Consider the following 16,761-nt stretch of genomic DNA (forward strand, 5'->3'; position numbering starts at 1 on the left):
AGGCAGGGCCTTATCATAGCACACAGCCGGTGCTACATTAAGGGCCGGGTCAATGGCTGCGGTTGCGGCCCGATGGTATACTGTTCGCATGAGACGGTCCACGCGTGTGCTCTGCCTCCTCCTGTTCGTCGGGGGTTTTCTCGCCGCGCCCCCTCCCACCGGATGCGCCGGCGCGAAAACGTTCTCCATCTCCAGGTCCGACTATCTCGAGAAGGTGCACGGCTGGTGGATGGGGAAGCTGATCGGCGTGACGCTCGGGGGGCCGTTCGAGTTCCGCATGCCCTGGCCGCCGAAGGAGGTCACGGGCTACGTCTTCGACGCCCCCGTAGCCGATTACTTCGGCGACAACGACGACCTGTACGTCGGCATGGCGTACCTGCTCGCCCTCGATCGGCACGGGGCCGGGGTGACGCAGGTACAGATGGCAGCCGAGTTTTTCCGCCGTCTGGAGCCGCGACGCCTCTGGATGGCGAATCAGCGCGCGTATATGAACCTCGCCGCCGGGCTCGCCCCTCCGAAGACCGGCCACCCGGTTTTCAACGAATGCTCCTGGGCAATCGACGCGCAGATAGAAAACGACGTCTGGGGCGTCGTCTGTCCCGGGATGATCGACACCGCCTGCCGTTATGCCGACCTCGCCGCGCATGTCACCAACCACGCCGACGGGGCGTACGGCGGTCTCTTCACGGCGGCACTGGCGAGCGGCGCCTTCGCGGAACGCGATGTCGAAACGCTCGTCGAAACGGCGCTCGCGAAACTGCCCCCCTCCTGCGACTACGCGGAGGCCGTGCGGGACGTCATCGCATGGCATCGGGAGGAACCCGGCGACTGGAAGAAGACGCGGGAGCGGATCCGGAGTAAGTGGCAGGTGGAGAGGGGGCACAGGGACGAGTCGGCGGTGGTCAACGGCGCGGCCGTCGTGACGGCGCTGCTCTATGGCGGCGGTGATTTCGATACAACCGTCAGGATAGGGACAATGGCGGGGTGGGATACCGATTGCAACGCGGCGTCGGCGGGGGGGATCCTCGGGATCATCCTCGGTGCCAAAGGGATCCCGCCACAATGGAACATCTTCCACGACCGCTACAAGAATATCTCGCTTCGAAACCTCCCGATGTGGATGACGATCACGGGGCTCGCCGAGTGGACCGCCGCGCTCGGGGAGAGGACGATTGCCGCGCACGGCGGGCGGCTCGACGGCGACCGCCTCGTGATCCCGCGGAGGAAGCCGGCCACCCCGTGTGCGGCGGGGACGTCCGTGCCCGGCGGTCCGCGCCGGGATGAGGAGTGGAATCCCCTCCGCGTCGAGAAGCTCGCGCTCGACCTTCGGCTCTGGAATCCCGATCTGGATCTTTGGAACTGCATCGCCGACGGGACGACGGGTCTGAGCCGGGAGTTCAAGGGGAAACGGCACGTCTTCAGGACGGTCCCGGGCCCGACGCAGGGGCCGTGCGTGCTGATCTTTCCGGACGTCGCCCCTCCAGATGGGCGAGAGGAGATTTTGCTGGAGATCTCCGCGTGCAGCGGCGACGCCCCCTGGGACCTCTCCGTGGCGGCGGGGGAGAGGGAATTGGGGCGCGTCAGAGTGGGGAAGGAAGCCCCGGCGGGGTTTCGGGCGACCACGATTGTGCCGCGCCGCGGCGAGGATATCATCCTGTACCCGGCGGAGGACGGCTCCACCTACCTCGACCAGAAGCTCACCCGCCTCGCCCAGCCGTCGCCGTCATTCAACCCGGCGGCGAAACCCGTCCCGCTCCGCATCCGCTCCGCGCAGAACAATGTGAACCTCTTCAGATATGGCGGGAAGTGCCCTCCGGGCAAGCCCGAGATACGCGCGTACTACATCCTCACGGAGTGGACGGACAGCCCCTATCCCGTCGCCTGGCTCTCCCCCGGCGACCCACATCCGTACGGCTGCTACTGGCCGAAGGAACACGTCCCCGACCTCCCCCTCCAGGAGCCCAAGCAGATCAAGTTGAGGATACAGGCCGAAGAGGAACTTCCCGCCATACCCGAGGGGGGAAAGTTCGTCCTCGTGCACGATGAGGGCAACGCGACGGTGATCTCGCTTCCGCGGGTATCCACGAAGCCGACGCCGTGGCACCGGCTGCGCTTCGATCTCACGCCGTACCTGGCGTTGCGGCCGCGGGTCGAGGTCCGGAGCACGCCGGCCGTCGGGGAAGGGAGGGGGGAGGCGTTCTGGGAGTACGTCAGGATTGTCAGGAGGCCCGTCTCCACCGTGGACGGCGGCGCAAACGGTCAAACCCCTTCCGACCGCCGGCAGAGGTAGCAGACGCCGGCCCTCTCCCCGATCTGCGCGAGCCGTGCCCGGGTGCAGATCGCACGCGCGCTCGTGTAGAAGTCGTTGTTCCAGATGGCGCCGAAGCGCTCCTTCCGAAGATCGCCGAAGACGGCCTGCGGAAAGTTCGGGTAGTAGCAGCAGGGCGAGACGCTCCCGTCGCAGTTGATCGACGCCGATCGGTACAGCCAGGGACAGACCCGTTTGGCCCGCTCCGCGCGCAGGTCGACGCCCGCCTCCAGGTCATACTGGCGGTAGCGGGGGATCGTGGAGACCCACTTCTCGAGCAGGTCCCTCCTCGACGGATCGATGTTCCCGACGGGGGTGAAGGTCAGGTAATCCACCCCGATCTCCCGCGCCGTTTTTCGGGCAAGGTCGATCTGGTGTTCGTTGTGCCGCATCACGATGAACTTCCACTCCACCAGCGGCGCGCGGCGGCGGAGCCGCCGCTTCTTCTCCACGATCCGCACGATGTTCTCCCTGACGAGCCCGAAGTCCCCGCCGACGCGAAACTCCGCGTACGCCTGCTGATCCGCCCCGTCGAGCGAGACCTCCAGGTAGTCGAGGCCCGACTCGACGACCTCCTCCGCGAAGCCGTCCTTTGCGATGTTCAGGTTGGAGCTGATCATGGTGCCGAGGTTTCGTTCCCGCGCGTACCGTATCATCCGAAAGATGTCCGCGGCGAGGAACGGTTCCCCCTGCCCGTAGAGAAGGACGCAGAAGAGAAAGGGGGCGAGCTCGTCGATGAGCTGCGCGTACAGGTCGAACGGCATCGAGCCGAGCACCGCCTTCTCCGCGCCCTTCACCTGGCAGTAGCCGGTGACCTGGGGGCAGAGCGGGCAGCGCAGATTGCAGCGGTTCGTCGGCTCCACCTTGATGAAGTACGGGAGACCGCGGAGCGTGCGCCTCCGCAGCAGCATCTCCGCCTCCACGAGGGCGATGTTGCGCAGCTTGGCGGGGGTCATGTGGCGCAGCGCGAGCCGGAGGAGGACCTTCAGCTTCCGCACGTCCTCCTGGACGTTCAACTGCACCGGATTCAATCGGTGTATCCGCATGGGGCGTGCCCGGCGCCGTCCGCCTTAGATCCTTCGCAGGTAGAGGAGGCCCTTCAGGAGGACGACGATGTCGTTGAGCGATCGGATCCGGCGGATCGAGCGCCAGATGTAGCGGGGGCGGATGTAGAAGCGGCGGTACGCCCGACGGTACATTCTTCGCGCGTCCGCGGCCGTGAAGCCATCGGTCTCGTAGTGGGGCGTCGCGCCGAGAAAATCGAGCTTCGTGACGTCATCGCCGATGAGCGACCGGCCGTGTTTCTTCACCCACGTCCAGAGCGCCGTTCCCGGGAGCGGCGTGCTCATGGTGAACTGCGCGTAGGTCGGGTCGAGCCGTATGGCGAAGTCGATGGTTTTGCGCATCGTCTCGACCGTGTCGAACGGGTGGCCGATCATGAAGAAGCCGATCGTCTCCATCCCCGCCCTCTTCGCCGCGGCGAAGGCCCGTTCGACCTGCGCCGTGGTGATCTCCTTGCCGATTTTCCTGAGGACCTCGTCGTCCCCGGACTCGATGCCGAAGGCGACCTCGTAGCAGCCCGCCCGCTTCATCATTTTCAGCAGCTCGTCGTCGATGAGGTCCACGCGCGTCCCGTTCCCGAGACGCCAGGCGAAACGGAGGCCGCTCGCGGACACGCGGTCGCAGAATTCCGCGACCCGGTTCCGGTCCAGCGTGAAGGCGTCGTCCAGGATCGATATCTCCTCCACCCTGAAGCGCTCCACGAGCTCCCGCACCTCCCCCATGACGTTGTCCATGCTCCGGTACCGGAGGTTCCTGCCGAAGGGGCGGAAGCAGAACATGCACTTGCCGGGACATCCCCTGCTCGTCACGAGCGTGGCAAAACGCTTCCTCCCGGTGTGGATCGTCTGATAGCGGTCGAGGGGGAGGAGGTGACGGGCCGGGAACGGGATCGAATCCAGGTCGCGGATGAGCGGCCGGTCGGGGGTGTGCACGACCTCCCCCTTGTCCCTGAAGGAGATGCCCGGGACATCGCGCCAGCCCGCCGTTCCCCGCCCCAGACGCGCCATCAGATCCAGGATGGTCTCCTCTCCCTCGCCGCGCACGCATATATCCGCCCCTCCGCGCTCGAGCGCCTCCTCGGGGGCGATCGTGGGGTGCGGGCCTCCGAAGATGAGGAGCGGCGGGCGGGGGAGGGCCTTCACGCCGTCGGCGAGTTCGCGGGCCGCCGCGAGCATGGAGGTCATCATTGTGGCGCCGACGGCGGCGGGCTGTTTCTCTCGGACGACGGCGAGGATATCCTTCAGGGACATCCCGAGCCCGTTGGCGTCGAGGAGCTCGAACGGGATGCCGGATCGCTCGAGCACCGCGGCCACGTACGCCAGGCCCAGGGGCGCCTCGGCGCAGCCGGCGTGGTAGAACGGGATGTTAACGAGGAACAACCCCGGCGTGCCGCCTGCCGCAGCCCCGTGTCCGTTTCGGGTCATGGAGAGTGCCTTCGCGACGTCGTTGGACAGCCATGGTATCCGCTTCGAACGCAATCCGCAAGTGCATTGTCCCGGCTTGCATTGTCCCGGGTCGACGCATCCCCATCGATGGGAACTGCTCAATCGTTGCGGCGTTTCCCCGCGAGGATCTTCGAGAACCCCTCGATTTCGCCGACCCCGTAGCCGAGGTGCGTGAGAAGGAGGGCGGCGAAGACGAGGGGGATGCGGGCGGGGCGACGCGCCCGGATGGAGGCGAGGCAGGCCGTAACGGCCATCGCGGGGAGGTAGACGAGGGGGAGAAGAAGCGGGCGCCAGAGGAGCCCCAGCGGCGAGAAGGCGAGGCCGAGGAGGAGGAGGAGGGGGGCGAGGTAGTGGAGGTTCAGCATCGCGGGCTCCCGGACGAGGAGCACCCCGCGCGCCCTGCCGTAGCGCCGCATGTTGCGCCACCAGGAGAGGGGGGTCGACCGGTACCGGTGATAGACGACCGGGAGGGGGGAATAGAGAAGTTTTCTTCCCGAGGTGAGGATGCGGTAGGAGAAATCGGCATCCTCCCCCTCGTTTTCTAGGCGGTCGTCGAAAAAGCCGATGCGATCGAAGAGACCCCGCTCGTAGATGACGTTCAACGAGGGGAGGTCGTCGACGAATCTCTCCCGAGGGTGGCACATCCCCGTCACCCGGCCGCCGCTCCCGACCCAGGTGTTGAGGGCGAGTTTCAGCGCTTCCACGAACGGGGGGCTCCCCTCGGGGATGAGGCTGGGGCCGCCGACCGCGGCGACACGCGCGTCCCTCTCCCGCGCCTCGCGGAATACCGCCGCGAGGGAGGAAAGCCACCGGGGAGCGGCGACGCAGTCGGCGTCGATGAAGGCGACGAATGGGGCGCGGGATTCCCGTACGCCGGTGTTGCGGGCGACGGCCGTCCCCTTTCTCGGTTCGACGACGACGCGGATGCACGGGTGGCGCAGGGCGCGGGCGCGGGCGATCTCCAGGGTGCCGTCGCTGGAATCCCCGTCCACCACGATCACCTCGAAGGAGCCCGAAGAAAACTCCTGTCCCGCGACGGAATCCAGGCACGCGGCGATGTTGTTTCGCTCGTTATAGCAGACGACGACCACGGAGAGATCGAGCGCGCGGGGCGTGTCGGTCACGGCTGCCCTCCCTGCCCGGTCAGCGGCGCCGCCTCAGGCCGCGCGCGAGGTACGCGGCGTAGCGCCGGGCCGACCGCAGATTCCTTCTCCCCTCCGACGGCCTGAGGGCCGACTGGACGAGCTTACGGGCGAGGTAACGAGGGTTGAAGTGGTAGGAGCGGTACGCCCGTTCGCAGAACCGCTCCATCTCCTCCATCGAGATGCCGGGGAGCGACAGCGGACTCGCGTGGGAGAGGGAGGGGCTCATCCACTTCGAATAGTCCTCGGTCAGCAGGTAGCCGTGCGCCTTCGCCCACGCGTACGCCTCGGTCCCCGGGTAGACGATGAGCGGGTAGAACTGGAAGCTGTCGCAGGCCAGCTCCTTCGCGAAGCGGAGGCTCTCCGCCATCGTCTCCCGCGTCTCGCCGGGGTTTCCGACCATGATGCAGCCGTGGACGAGGATACCCGCCCGGCGCGCGTTTTTCACGAAGGCGCGGGACTGTTCCAGACGCAGCCCCTTCTTCATCCTGTTCAGGAGCTCCTGGCTCCCGCTCTCGAACCCGACGGTCACCAGCCGGCACCCGGCCTCCTTCATGGCGGCGAGCGTCTCGTACTCCAGGTCCGCGCGCACGTTCGTGTACCATTTCAGCCGGTTCCTCTGCCCGACGAGGAGCTCGCAGATCCTCCGCGCCCTCCCGCGATCCACGGTGAACGTGTCGTCCTCGAGGCCGATCTCCCGGGCCTCGGGGAGATTCGCCGCGATGAAGGCGAACTCGGCGGCCACGTTCTCCGGGCTTCGAGGACGGAACCTCCGCCCGTGAAACGTCTGGGGGTAGACGCAGAAGAAGCAGCGCTGCGGGCAGCCGCGCGCGCTTATGATCTGGACGACCGGGTAGTCCGCGGCGGCGAAGTAGTAGTCGCGGATATCGAGGTGTTTCCGGTAGGTTTCGCTGACGAACGGGAGCTCGTCGAGATCTTCGATGAGGGGGCGGGGGGCCGTGCGGAGGCAGATGCCGCCCCGCCGTATGCAGAGGCCGGCCACCCCCGCCGGATCGCCGCCGGCCTTCAGACGGCGCGCGAGGTCGCGGAGCGTGTAGTCGTATTCCCCGAGCGCGACGGCGTCGACCCGGGGGGCGAGCGCGAGCGTCTCCTCGGGGAGGGCGGTGGGGTGCGTGCCCGTCAGGACGACGAACGCGCGGGGGAGGGTCTCCTTGAGGGACTCGGCCACCTCCGCGTCGTTGTAGATGCTGGGGGTGCTGGTGTCGCAGACGACGATGTCGGGGGAGAAGTCCGCGGCCCGCGAGAGAACCTCCCCCCGCGCGAAGCCCCGGGCGGGGGCGTCGAGGAGCAGGCAGTCGAAGCCGTCCTTTTCCAGCACACCGGTCGCCGCGGCGAGCCAGAACGGGTAGTAGAGCGTCCCACCCTTCGTCACCGCGGGGCTTCGTTGCGACCTGGAGAACCGCGGGTGGAATGGGGGGTTCAGCACCAGCACCTTCAGAGCTGGCCCCTCCGTTTCATGTCGAGCATGCTGAGGAAGAACGAGGAGAAGAAGGTCTGGATGCCGATGATCATCAGGGCCGCCGCAAGCGCGGCCCTGTTGAGCTCCACGACGGTGATGCTGAAACGGACCTTCACCGCGGTGTGGAAGACATACGCGTCGATGCCGAAGCCGACGAGGAATACGACGCTGCCGAGCAGCAGGCCTCTCTCCAGACTGAAGCGGCGGTAGAAGCGCGTGATGAACCGTGCGTCGTCCTCGAACTGCGCCTCGTAGGAGTAGGTCTTCGCGTACAGGCCGAGCAGGATGATCTGGAAACCCAGGATGGCCAGGACGGTTCCAGCGAGCGAAAAGTGGGTCCCGTAGCCGTGGCCGCCGATCCAGACAAGGCCGCCGGTGAGCCCGAGGAGCGGGATGAAACCGAGGGCCATGAAGACCGCCCCGGGGACGAAGAACAGGTAGGTGGGGCTGTACATCAGCATGAAGCGCAGGTGGCGGTAGCCGTCGCTGAAGGTCCTGAGGTGGGGCCTCCCGCTGCGCCCGTCCCGGTGGAGGGTGATCGGTATCTCGGCGATCCGCATCTTGGCCTTGCACGCCTTCACGATCATCTCGGAGGCGAACTCCATACCGACGGTTTTGAGGCGGAGCCTGCGGTACGCCTCCTTGGTGAGCGAGCGCATGCCGCAGTGGGCGTCGGAGACGCGGCCGCCGAAGAAAAGCCGCAGCATCCAGGACAGCACCGGATTACCGAGGTACCGGTGGAGCCAGGGCATCGCCCCCGGTTCGATGGAGCCCTTGAACCGGGAGCCCATGACCATGTCGAATCCCTGCTGCAACGGGGTGACGAAGCGCCCGACCTCCGACCAGTCGTAGCTGTCGTCGGAGTCGGCCATGACGATGTGCCTTCCGCGCGCCTCATCCAGCCCTCGGAGGTAGGCGCTTCCGTACCCCTTGACCGGCTCGCGGACCACGCGGGCTCCGCGCGCGGCGGCGATCTCCGCGGATCGGTCGGTGGAGCCGTTGTCGACGACGATGACCTCCCAGGGCAGGTTCAGGCGCGTGAGGGCGCGCACCGCCTTCTCCACGCATGTCCCGATGGTCTCCTCCTCGTTCAGGCACGGCATGACCGCGGAGACCTCAATTTCGCCACGCCTTCCTGCGTCGCTGTTCAATGGCGTTCTCGCTTTCTGTGCGCACGGCGCCGCCCGCGTGCCCGCCGACCCCGTCGCACAAAGATACTACAAACGGCGGCGCGGCGCAATGCGGATAAGGCCATGACGGGGTTCCGGGAATGCCCTCTCCACGCCTGTGGCACGCGGTCGCCATATCACGCGGCGTCATGTCGCGCGGCGTCATTGACAGGGCGTTCTTGTGTGCGCAATAATGCTGTCTTTGGGCGTGTTCTCCCGGCGCGCATGAGAGGCACGAGGAGTCTCCGTTGATGGGCAGGCGGGCAAGAAGAACGGCGATCTCGTGCGCCTGCGTTCTCCTCCTCTACTTCGTCTGCGAACTGGTCTCCGTTGCCGGCATGCGGCTCGCCGATCTCAGGCGCGGGTATAGGCTGGAGTTCGGGGTGCCCGTGCTTGATGAGGAGCGGATGCGGGAGCTCCGGGCGCTGCTCGCGTCCGGGGACGGCGCCCGCGGCATGATCGTGCACGACCCCGACCTGGGATGGAGACTCCGGCCCGGGTATTCGGGGGGGGGGCAGCGCACCAACGCCGCCGGCCTCGTGGCGACCCGGGAATACGATCAACGCCCCGCCCCGGGAACGGCGAGGATCGCGGCGTTCGGCGACTCGTTCACGCAGTGCGTCGTGCCGAACGAGGCGACCTGGGAACAACTGCTCGAGGAATCCTGCCGGGGCATAGAGGTGTTGAATTTCGGCGTCAGCGCCTACGGCCCCGACCAGGCGTACCTCCGCTACGCGCGCGAGGGGCGGAAGTATCATCCGGGGATCGTGCTCATCGGCTATATGACGGAGAACCTCGCGCGGCTGGTCAATGTCTTCAGGCCGTACGCGGACCCGATGAATGCCCCCCTCGCGAAGCCCCGGTTCACGCGTGCGGAGGGGCCCCTCGAACTGGTCCCGAACCCCCTGGCTGACAGGAATGCCCTCATGGAGCTCCTGTCGTTGAACGAAAACCCCGCGCTCCGGGACCGCCTCGGCCGGCACGATAACTACTACCGGAGGTATTATTACCGGCGTCCCCCGCGGCTGGTGCGCTATTCGCCGCTCGCGCGGCTCGCCTTCAGCGTTTTTCTGGTGGGGGACTGGAAGCTGCGGGACCTGACCATGACGAACATCCACGCCGCGGACGGCCGCTACAACACCGGGTCGGAGGCGTACCGCCTCCTCGAAGCGCTGCTGCTCCAATGGACGGGGGAGATCGTGCGCGACGGCGCCGTTCCGGTCGTGCTCGTCTTTCCGCAACGATCCGACATCGAGCGGTGGCGCGGGGGAGAGGGGATGAAGCAGTACGAGCCGCTCCTTGAGTTTTTGCAGGGGGCGCGGATCGCCTGCATCGATCTTATGGATGCGTTCCCGCCCCGCGAGACGGCCGAGGCGTTCACCGCGGATGGCCACTACAGCGCGCTCGGCAACCGCCTCGTCGCCGCCCGTGTCGGCGAGGCGCTGGTGCGCCGGGGGCTTGTCGCGGGGCCGTGCCAAGGGATGGGGATGCCGTGACGAAGGCCGGCGCACAACTCACGATGCTCCTCCTCACCGTCGTCGTCGGGGCGGCGATCCTGGCGCCGTATGTGGGGTACCAGGATGTTTTGGACCAGTCGGATCGCGGGCGGGACCTCTACTGCTTCAAGAAGACGATGGACGGCGCAACGGTCTACAGGGACTACTGGTGGATTTACGGGCCGGCCATGCCGTACTACTACAGCTTGTTCTACCGGGCGATGGGCGTGAGCGTGCGGAGCGTGCTGGCCGGACAGTGCGTCCTGCTGCTCCTCTGCGGCGTCCTGATCTTCCTGACGGCGGCGCTTTTCGTTTCGCCGGGCTGCGCCTGTCTCGCCTCGGTCGTCTTCTGGGTGTATTACCCGGATTTTCCCCACACCTACGTCTATACGGGCGCCGTCGCCTGCATGCTGCTCGCCCTCTACTTCCTTGTCCGTTACATCCGCCGCCCGGGGCTCCCGTCCCTCCTCCTCTGCGCCGCGGCCGCGGCGGTCGCCGGCATGGTCAAGCTCAATATCGGGGCGGCCCTCTTCTGCGCCTCGCTCGCCGCCGCCTTTGTCGCGGACCTCCTGCGGGAGGGGCTCTGCGGCCTCGGGGGCAGGCTGCGGCGCTACGCCGCCTCCGCCTCCCTCTTCGGCGGGGGGATTGTCCTCGGCTACCTGCCGTTCACCCGGGGGTTGCCGGGGGTCGTCAGGTCCCAGTCGTTCCCCTTCTCGAACCCGCAGCGCTCCTCCCTGCCGCCGCTCCTCCCCCGCCTCCGGGGAATCGCGGAGATCGCCGCCGAGCAGTTTTCTCTGGACTGGCGCTACCCCCTCCTGCTCGCGGTGTGCCTGGCGTGTCTCGCGCGGGGGCTCTGGCTGATCGCGCGGAACAGGCCGATTGCCGCGCCCCGTTCCGAGCTCGGCGCCGCGATGATCGCCTTTCTGCTCATCGCCCTCTTCTCGATTCACGAATACTTCATGAACATCTTTGCGATTTACTATCAGCTGATCTGGGCCTTCCCCCCCCTCTACCTCCTCTTCGTCCTCGCCGTGTGGACGGGAACGCGCGGCCTCCCCGCTCTTGCGCGCCGGGCGGTCGCGGCACTGGTCGTTGTCTGCGCGGCGACGAGCCTCGCCTCGACCGCGCAAACGATACGGCGCTCCATGGTCCCCGCGCAGCACCTGGGATTCGCGAGGGGCGGGGTGTACCTGAACCCCGCCAACAATCCGCCGGAGTGGCTCGCGACCGTCCGGGGCGCCGTGGATTATCTGATGCGCAACGTCGGGAAAGATGAGAAGATAGCCGCGTTTCCCTACGATACCCTTTACTGCTTCCTGAGTGAGCGCGACAGCGCCATCCGCCAGCAGGAGATTCTGGCGCTGAGCCATCCCACCGAGGAGCAGGAGCGGGAGATCATCGCGTCGATGGAGCGGCAGAACGTGAGGTGGGCGGTGCTCTCCAACCTGTATCGCACCACGGAGCCCGGGAAGGGCGCCGGCTTCGGCCTCGTCTGCTGCCGCACGCTTAGCGGGTATCTCGAGGAGCATTTCGACATCGCGTCGGTTTTCGGGCCGTGGCGCACCGACCCGCCGTGGTGGATCGAGGGGCACGGGGTGGCGATTCTCCGGAGAAGGGAAATCCCCGGCAGGGAGACGCTCTTCTGGTGGGGGAGCGCAAGGAGGGTGACGGTAAAATGAAGGTGCTGATACGCCCCGCCCGCTACGACGCCATCGGCGGCCCTATCGAGGAGATCCTCGACTCGTTTTCGCTTCGATGGAAGGGGGCGCGGGTCCTCGTCAAGCCGAACGTGCTCGGGCCGTGGACCGCGGATGCGGGCGTCACCACGCACCCGTCCGTGGTCGCGGCGCTCGTGCGCGCCCTTGCGGCGCGCGGCGTTGGGAAAATCATGGTGGGGGACAACCCCGGTCTTCGCGGCTACGCTGAGAACGAGCGCTGCTTCAGGACCTGCGGTCTGATGGAGGCGGCGGGGGGGCAGTACGTCAACCTTGGGAGGAGCCCGGTCAAGGTGAAATTCAACTCCCGCTATGCCTCCGAGGTCACCGTCTCGAAGGAGGTGCTCGACTGCGATATCCTCGTCTCGGTCCCCAAGTTCAAGACGCACGCCCTCACCATGCTCACGGGCGCGGTGAAGAACACCTACGGCTACATCGTGGGGGCGGAGAAGGCGCTCCTTCACGCCGCGGCGACCTCCCCCGAGAGGTTCGGCGAGGTCGTGGCGGATGTCTACGCCGTGCGCCCCCCGGACCTGTCGATCATGGACGCGGTGGTCTGCATGGAGGGGAAGGGGCCGTCGGGCGGGGCGCTTCGGCAGGCGGGGAAGCTGATCGCCTCGGATAACGCCGTCTGCCTCGACGCCGTGATGTGCTCCATGGCGGGCGTCGCGCCCGAGAAGATCCCCACGCTCAGGATCGCCCACGCGCGCGGGTTCGGGGAGATCGACCTCTCGAAAATCGAGGTGGATGGCCCTCTCGAACCGATCAGGGATTTCTCGATGCCGGGCACCTTCACGGCCGGACTCTTCGGATACATCATCCATCGTTTCGTCTTCCCCCGGCTCCGCACGAAGCCGCGGTTCAATATGCGCACATGCACCAGGTGCAAGGCCTGCTACGAGCTGTGCCCCGTGAAGGCGATCTCCTGGGACGACGGGCCGGTGCTCAAGCGGGAGAAATGCATCTCCTGCTTCTGCTGCATGGAGAGCTGCCCCTCCAACGCCGTGGAGCTGAGGGGCGTGCTCTACAAGGTCAGGGATGCCCTGACGAAAAGGACCGCCGGCGGCCCCTGCGGGTGAGCGCATCGGCTGGGCCCGGTTCACCCTGCGCCACCGGGAGACGCATCAGAAGAGCCGGTGCCCGGGTAGCGCATGGTCCCCCAAACGAAATGAAGATTCTTTTGCTGCAGCCGAGATTTACCTATTCGCGCTATATGCAGATCGCAGTGGAGATGCCGCTGGGCCTCTGCTCCCTCGCGGCGGTCGCCCGGCAGCGCGGCCACACGGTGGTGATTGTCGACTGTCTCGCGGAGGGGGTTGCGAACGCGGTGAGGGAGGGTGACCTCACCACCTACGGCCTCCCGGATGAGGAGATCGAAAGAAGAATCAACGAGTTCCACCCCGACCTGGTCGGAGTGAGCTGCCTCTTCAGCGCGCAGTACGGGAACGCACGCCGGCTCTGCGAGCTCACGAAACGCGTGGCGCCGCGCGCCATCACGGTGATGGGCGGGATGCACCCCACGGTCAAGCCCCGCGAGGTTCTGTCCGAGGAGTCGGTGGATTTCATCTTCCAGGGCGAGTCCGACATCACCTTCTCCGACTTCGCCGACGCCCTGGAGCGCGGAGACGGGTACGGCGACATCGACGGTCTCGGCTACAAGCGGGATGGGGTCCTCGTGATCAACAGGAAGGAGCACTTCATCGCGGACCTCGACGCCCTCCCGTTCCCCGCCAGGGATCTGCTGAAGGTCGACTGCTACTACCGGGCGGCGCGGGCACACGGCTTTGTCTTGACGCACAGTAAGAACATGAATCTGATCACCAGCCGCGGCTGCCCGGCGCGGTGCATCTTCTGCACCATCTTCCTCGTATGGGGAAGGCGGTTCAGGGCGCGGAGCCCCGAGAACGTCCTCGCGGAGCTCGAGCAGATGAAACGGGATTTCGGGGTCCGGCACGTGCAGTTTGAGGACGACAACCTGACATACGACATCGGCCGCGCAAAGAGGATCTTCAGGGGGATGATCGACCGGCGTCTGGGCCTCGCGTGGAACACCCCCAACGGTGTCGCGCTCTGGTCGCTGGACGAGGAGGCGCTCGATCTGATGAAACGGGCCGGGTGCTACTACGTCAAGTTTGCCATCGAATCCGGGAACCAGCGGGTGCTCTCCCGGGTGATAAAGAAGCCCCAGGACCTTGCGCGCGCCCGGCGACTCATCGAGTATGCGCGCTCCCTGGGGATGATGGTCGGCTCGTTCTTTGTGGTGGGCCTCCCCGGGGAGACGAGGGAGGAGATGCAGGATTCGTTCGACTTCCGGTACACGACACGGCTGGACTACACCGTCTACATCGCCGCCAAACCGGAGCACGGGACCGAGCTCCGGCGGCTGTGCGAAGAAAAGGGGTATCTCCGGAAGCACACCGACCTGGAACTCGAGGGGGGCGAGGGGTTCATCGAGACGCCGGAGTTTACGCCCGAGTGGCTCAGAAACAAGATCGCACGGGAAAACAAGCGATACCTGCGCTTCCTCATCACACACCAGCCGGGCACCCTCCTCTCGCTCGGGTGGCTTATCTTCAAGCGGGACCCGCTGATCGTCGTGAAACACCTTGCGCACACGCTGGGGTTGACAAGATGACGCCGCACCGTGAGAGAATGAGGCTCCGTCGCGGCTTTTGCCGCGGGTGCCTCCCCCGGCGCGATCGAGGAGGCACGGCGGTCTGGGCGGCCGTTGCGCCTGGAGGGTGGACTCGATGAACGAGTGTGTCCTGCACCGGCCCGGAGCCGGGGGCGAGGTGGCCGTCGTCGCCGCGCGCAAGGCGTGCCGTTACCACCGGCCCGGGGAGTCGTATCCGGCCGTTCGGATGACGCCGGACGGGCTCTGTCCATTTGCGTTCCATCTCCTCTATCCCGACTGCCTTGCCATGCTGAGCAGGGGAAGATACCCGGTGGAGGGGGGGAGGGAGATTTGCCGCCTCCAGTGCCCGTTCGCGGGCGAGGGGGTCGAGTTCGGCGTGTTCCGGATCCCGCGGAAACGGACCTTTTTCGGGAAACTGGAACTCCTCGCCAGGAAGACCGCGGACCTCTTCACGCCGGTCGAACTGCTCGAATACGGTATCGCCATCGAGGTGACCAAGGCGGGCGCCGGTTGTCCACATAAGTACCGGGCGGGGGACATGTTCGAGATGAACATCAAGGGGAAGAAGGAACTGTGTCCCGCGGCATTCTACACGATCTTGCCCTTTTATCCGGCCGCGCCCCATGGGGAGAAGGGGGCGGGCCTCTGCATCTCGTGCGCCGACTACTGCACGGATATCGTCTTCTCCCTCGGCGGCGGGGATCCCGGATCCTTCTTCGGGGAATGCGATGCGTACGGGGACATCGCGGTGCGGGTGGAGGGGGCGCGCGGGGGAGGAACGGGGAGCCCGCGGGAAGGAACCGAATATCCCGTGAACGCCCTCATCGACGCGATGCGCATCCCCTGCTTTTCCGCGCTCGCGGCCGCATTCCCCTATATGCGCACGCTGGAGCGCGGGGGCTCGCTCGGGTTTCTCACCCGCGACAGGGATGCGGCGGGGATCCAGTGCCCGAACCCGTCGGTTCGCGTGCGGATGTTCGTCCGCCGGGACCGGGCGACAGGAAGCTTTCGGCTGGACGTGCACGGCCGCGACGGCGTCTGCCCGAAAAATCTCCAACCGGGCAGGAGCTATCCGCTGCCGCCGCTGGAGGGGGGGGCGCTCCCCCTTCGGCTCCTCGCGACTCTCTATCCGTATATCATGCGTCTGAAAGCGGATGCCGCCGGGGCGCCGCGCACGGTGCGCTGTCCGGTCGAAGCCGGCGCGGCGGATGTGCGGGTATTCCGGGGGAGGGGATAGATGGCCGTGAAAGGGTCTCTCATCAGGCACGTTCGCACCTTTGGGGCGATCCTGAGATCGCGCCTGCTGCACAGGCGGATACCGGTGATTGCGAATATCCTGATCACGAATCGGTGCAACCTCCGGTGCTTCTACTGCTACCCAGATTCGTTCAACCGCGCCCTTGAGGACATGCCGCTCGCCGACTTCAAGAGGATCATCGACCTTGTGCACGCGAAAGGCTCCCGCGTGGTCGTCCTGCTGGGCGGGGAGCCGCTGATCAGGAAGGATATCGGGGAGTTCATCGGCTACGTGCGCGCGAAAGGGATGGCGTGCGAGGTCGTGACGAACGGATTCTTCGTCCCGCAGCGCCTCGACGCCCTGAAGAACGCGGACAGCGTCTGCGTGAGCATCGACGGCGACGAGGAGGCGAACGACAAGAACCGCGGGAAGGGCAGCTTCCGGAAGGCGATGGAGGCGATCGAGCTGCTCCAGGCGAGCGGGATCCACACAAGGATCAAGGCGGTGATCACGAGGAACAACCTCCGCTCCATCGACTTCTTGGCCCGCCTCGCGCGGGAGAGGGGGATGGTGCTGATGGCGATCATCCCGACGACCTATGAAGACAGGGTCTATCCGGATGGCGTCGCCGCGCAGTGGTTGAGCCAGGAGGAGTACCGCGCCTTCGTCATAAAGCTGATCGGGCTCAAGAAGGACGGCTACCCGATCTTCCACTCCTACCGCGCCCTGCGCTACTGCAGGGACTGGCCCTACCCGTACGACGAGATCGTAACGGGGAAGCGCCTGAAGAACGGCGCGCGGGCTATCCCGTGCACGGCATGGGAGTACGGCATATTCATCGACGTGGACGGAAGGTTCTTCATGTCGTGCCTTAAGACGTTCGACATCCAGGGGAGGAAGATTCTGGAAACCGATTTCGACGACTGGTGGATATCGCAGCGGCGCTTCGGCTGCACCACCTGCGCCCTGCTGCCGAACATCGAGAAGTCGCTCGTCTACAACATGCATCCGGGGGCGCTGTGGAACATGGTGCGGATGGCCCTCTGGCGCGGGGGCCGGTGATCGCCGCGTG

12 protein-coding genes are annotated in these 16,761 nt (G+C 66.4%); 7 read left to right on the forward strand and 5 right to left on the reverse strand.

Annotated features, from left to right (window positions below):
- Positions 1 to 88: 88 nt before the first annotated feature.
- Entirely contained in the window at positions 89 to 2,290 is a 2,202-nt protein-coding gene (locus GXY35_11300; protein ID NLW95162.1) for an ADP-ribosylglycohydrolase family protein, read from the forward strand.
- Here GXY35_11300 and GXY35_11305 read toward each other — a convergent pair.
- The 5 genes from GXY35_11305 to GXY35_11325 form a co-directional block, all read right to left on the reverse strand.
- Positions 2,260 to 3,339 (reverse strand): radical SAM protein, encoded by a 1,080-nt coding sequence (locus tag GXY35_11305; GenBank protein ID NLW95163.1) that lies wholly within the window; start codon positions 3,337 to 3,339, stop codon positions 2,260 to 2,262. The two genes, GXY35_11300 and GXY35_11305, sit on opposite strands and share 31 nt — an antisense overlap.
- A 39-nt stretch (positions 3,340 to 3,378) precedes the next feature.
- On the reverse strand, positions 3,379 to 4,794 hold the full coding sequence (locus GXY35_11310) for a radical SAM protein (GenBank protein ID NLW95164.1): 1,416 nt from the start codon (positions 4,792 to 4,794) through the stop codon (positions 3,379 to 3,381).
- Between the two features lie 119 nt (positions 4,795 to 4,913).
- Complete coding sequence (locus tag GXY35_11315; GenBank protein NLW95165.1) at positions 4,914 to 5,939, reverse strand: glycosyltransferase; 1,026 nt, start codon at positions 5,937 to 5,939, stop codon at positions 4,914 to 4,916.
- 19 nt (positions 5,940 to 5,958) lie between these two features.
- Complete coding sequence (locus GXY35_11320) at positions 5,959 to 7,416, reverse strand: radical SAM protein (GenBank protein ID NLW95166.1); 1,458 nt, start codon at positions 7,414 to 7,416, stop codon at positions 5,959 to 5,961.
- On the reverse strand, positions 7,413 to 8,540 hold the full coding sequence (locus tag GXY35_11325) for a glycosyltransferase family 2 protein (protein ID NLW95167.1): 1,128 nt from the start codon (positions 8,538 to 8,540) through the stop codon (positions 7,413 to 7,415). The genes GXY35_11320 and GXY35_11325 overlap by 4 nt, the downstream gene beginning before the upstream one ends.
- Before the next feature lie 317 nt (positions 8,541 to 8,857).
- Between GXY35_11325 and GXY35_11330 the strand changes: the two genes are divergently transcribed.
- From GXY35_11330 to GXY35_11355, 6 genes are all read left to right on the forward strand, one after another.
- Complete coding sequence (locus GXY35_11330) at positions 8,858 to 10,102, forward strand: hypothetical protein (protein ID NLW95168.1); 1,245 nt, start codon at positions 8,858 to 8,860, stop codon at positions 10,100 to 10,102.
- Positions 10,099 to 11,781 (forward strand): hypothetical protein, encoded by a 1,683-nt coding sequence (locus GXY35_11335; GenBank protein NLW95169.1) that lies wholly within the window; start codon positions 10,099 to 10,101, stop codon positions 11,779 to 11,781. The genes GXY35_11330 and GXY35_11335 overlap by 4 nt, the downstream gene beginning before the upstream one ends.
- Positions 11,778 to 12,896, forward strand: a complete 1,119-nt coding sequence (locus GXY35_11340; protein NLW95170.1) for a DUF362 domain-containing protein — start codon at positions 11,778 to 11,780, stop codon at positions 12,894 to 12,896. The genes GXY35_11335 and GXY35_11340 overlap by 4 nt, the downstream gene beginning before the upstream one ends.
- Before the next feature lie 89 nt (positions 12,897 to 12,985).
- Complete coding sequence (locus tag GXY35_11345; GenBank protein NLW95171.1) at positions 12,986 to 14,452, forward strand: radical SAM protein; 1,467 nt, start codon at positions 12,986 to 12,988, stop codon at positions 14,450 to 14,452.
- Between the two features lie 115 nt (positions 14,453 to 14,567).
- Positions 14,568 to 15,689: a TIGR04076 family protein gene (locus GXY35_11350; GenBank protein NLW95172.1), complete on the forward strand. Its 1,122-nt coding sequence runs from the start codon at positions 14,568 to 14,570 to the stop codon at positions 15,687 to 15,689.
- Between the two features lie 84 nt (positions 15,690 to 15,773).
- A complete protein-coding gene (locus tag GXY35_11355) occupies positions 15,774 to 16,751 on the forward strand; it encodes a radical SAM protein (GenBank protein ID NLW95173.1) in 978 nt (325 codons plus the stop codon).
- Positions 16,752 to 16,761 lie beyond the last annotated feature (10 nt).

The organism is Chlamydiota bacterium, assembly GCA_012729785.1.
Lineage (GTDB): Bacteria > Auribacterota > Tritonobacteria > UBA1439 > UBA1439 > UBA1439.

Excerpts from the sequence above, each read along its gene's own strand:
- GXY35_11330 (NLW95168.1), top strand. The coding sequence starts at position 8,858 with ATGGGCAGGCGGGCAAGAAGAACGGCGATCTCGTGCGCCTGCGTTCTC.
- GXY35_11310 (NLW95164.1), bottom strand. The coding sequence starts at position 4,794 with ATGACCCGAAACGGACACGGGGCTGCGGCAGGCGGCACGCCGGGGTTG.
- GXY35_11325 (NLW95167.1), bottom strand. The coding sequence starts at position 8,540 with ATGCCGTGCCTGAACGAGGAGGAGACCATCGGGACATGCGTGGAGAAG.
- GXY35_11340 (NLW95170.1), top strand. The coding sequence starts at position 11,778 with ATGAAGGTGCTGATACGCCCCGCCCGCTACGACGCCATCGGCGGCCCT.
- GXY35_11345 (NLW95171.1), top strand. The coding sequence starts at position 12,986 with ATGAAGATTCTTTTGCTGCAGCCGAGATTTACCTATTCGCGCTATATG.
- GXY35_11300 (NLW95162.1), top strand. The coding sequence starts at position 89 with ATGAGACGGTCCACGCGTGTGCTCTGCCTCCTCCTGTTCGTCGGGGGT.
- GXY35_11350 (NLW95172.1), top strand. The coding sequence starts at position 14,568 with ATGAACGAGTGTGTCCTGCACCGGCCCGGAGCCGGGGGCGAGGTGGCC.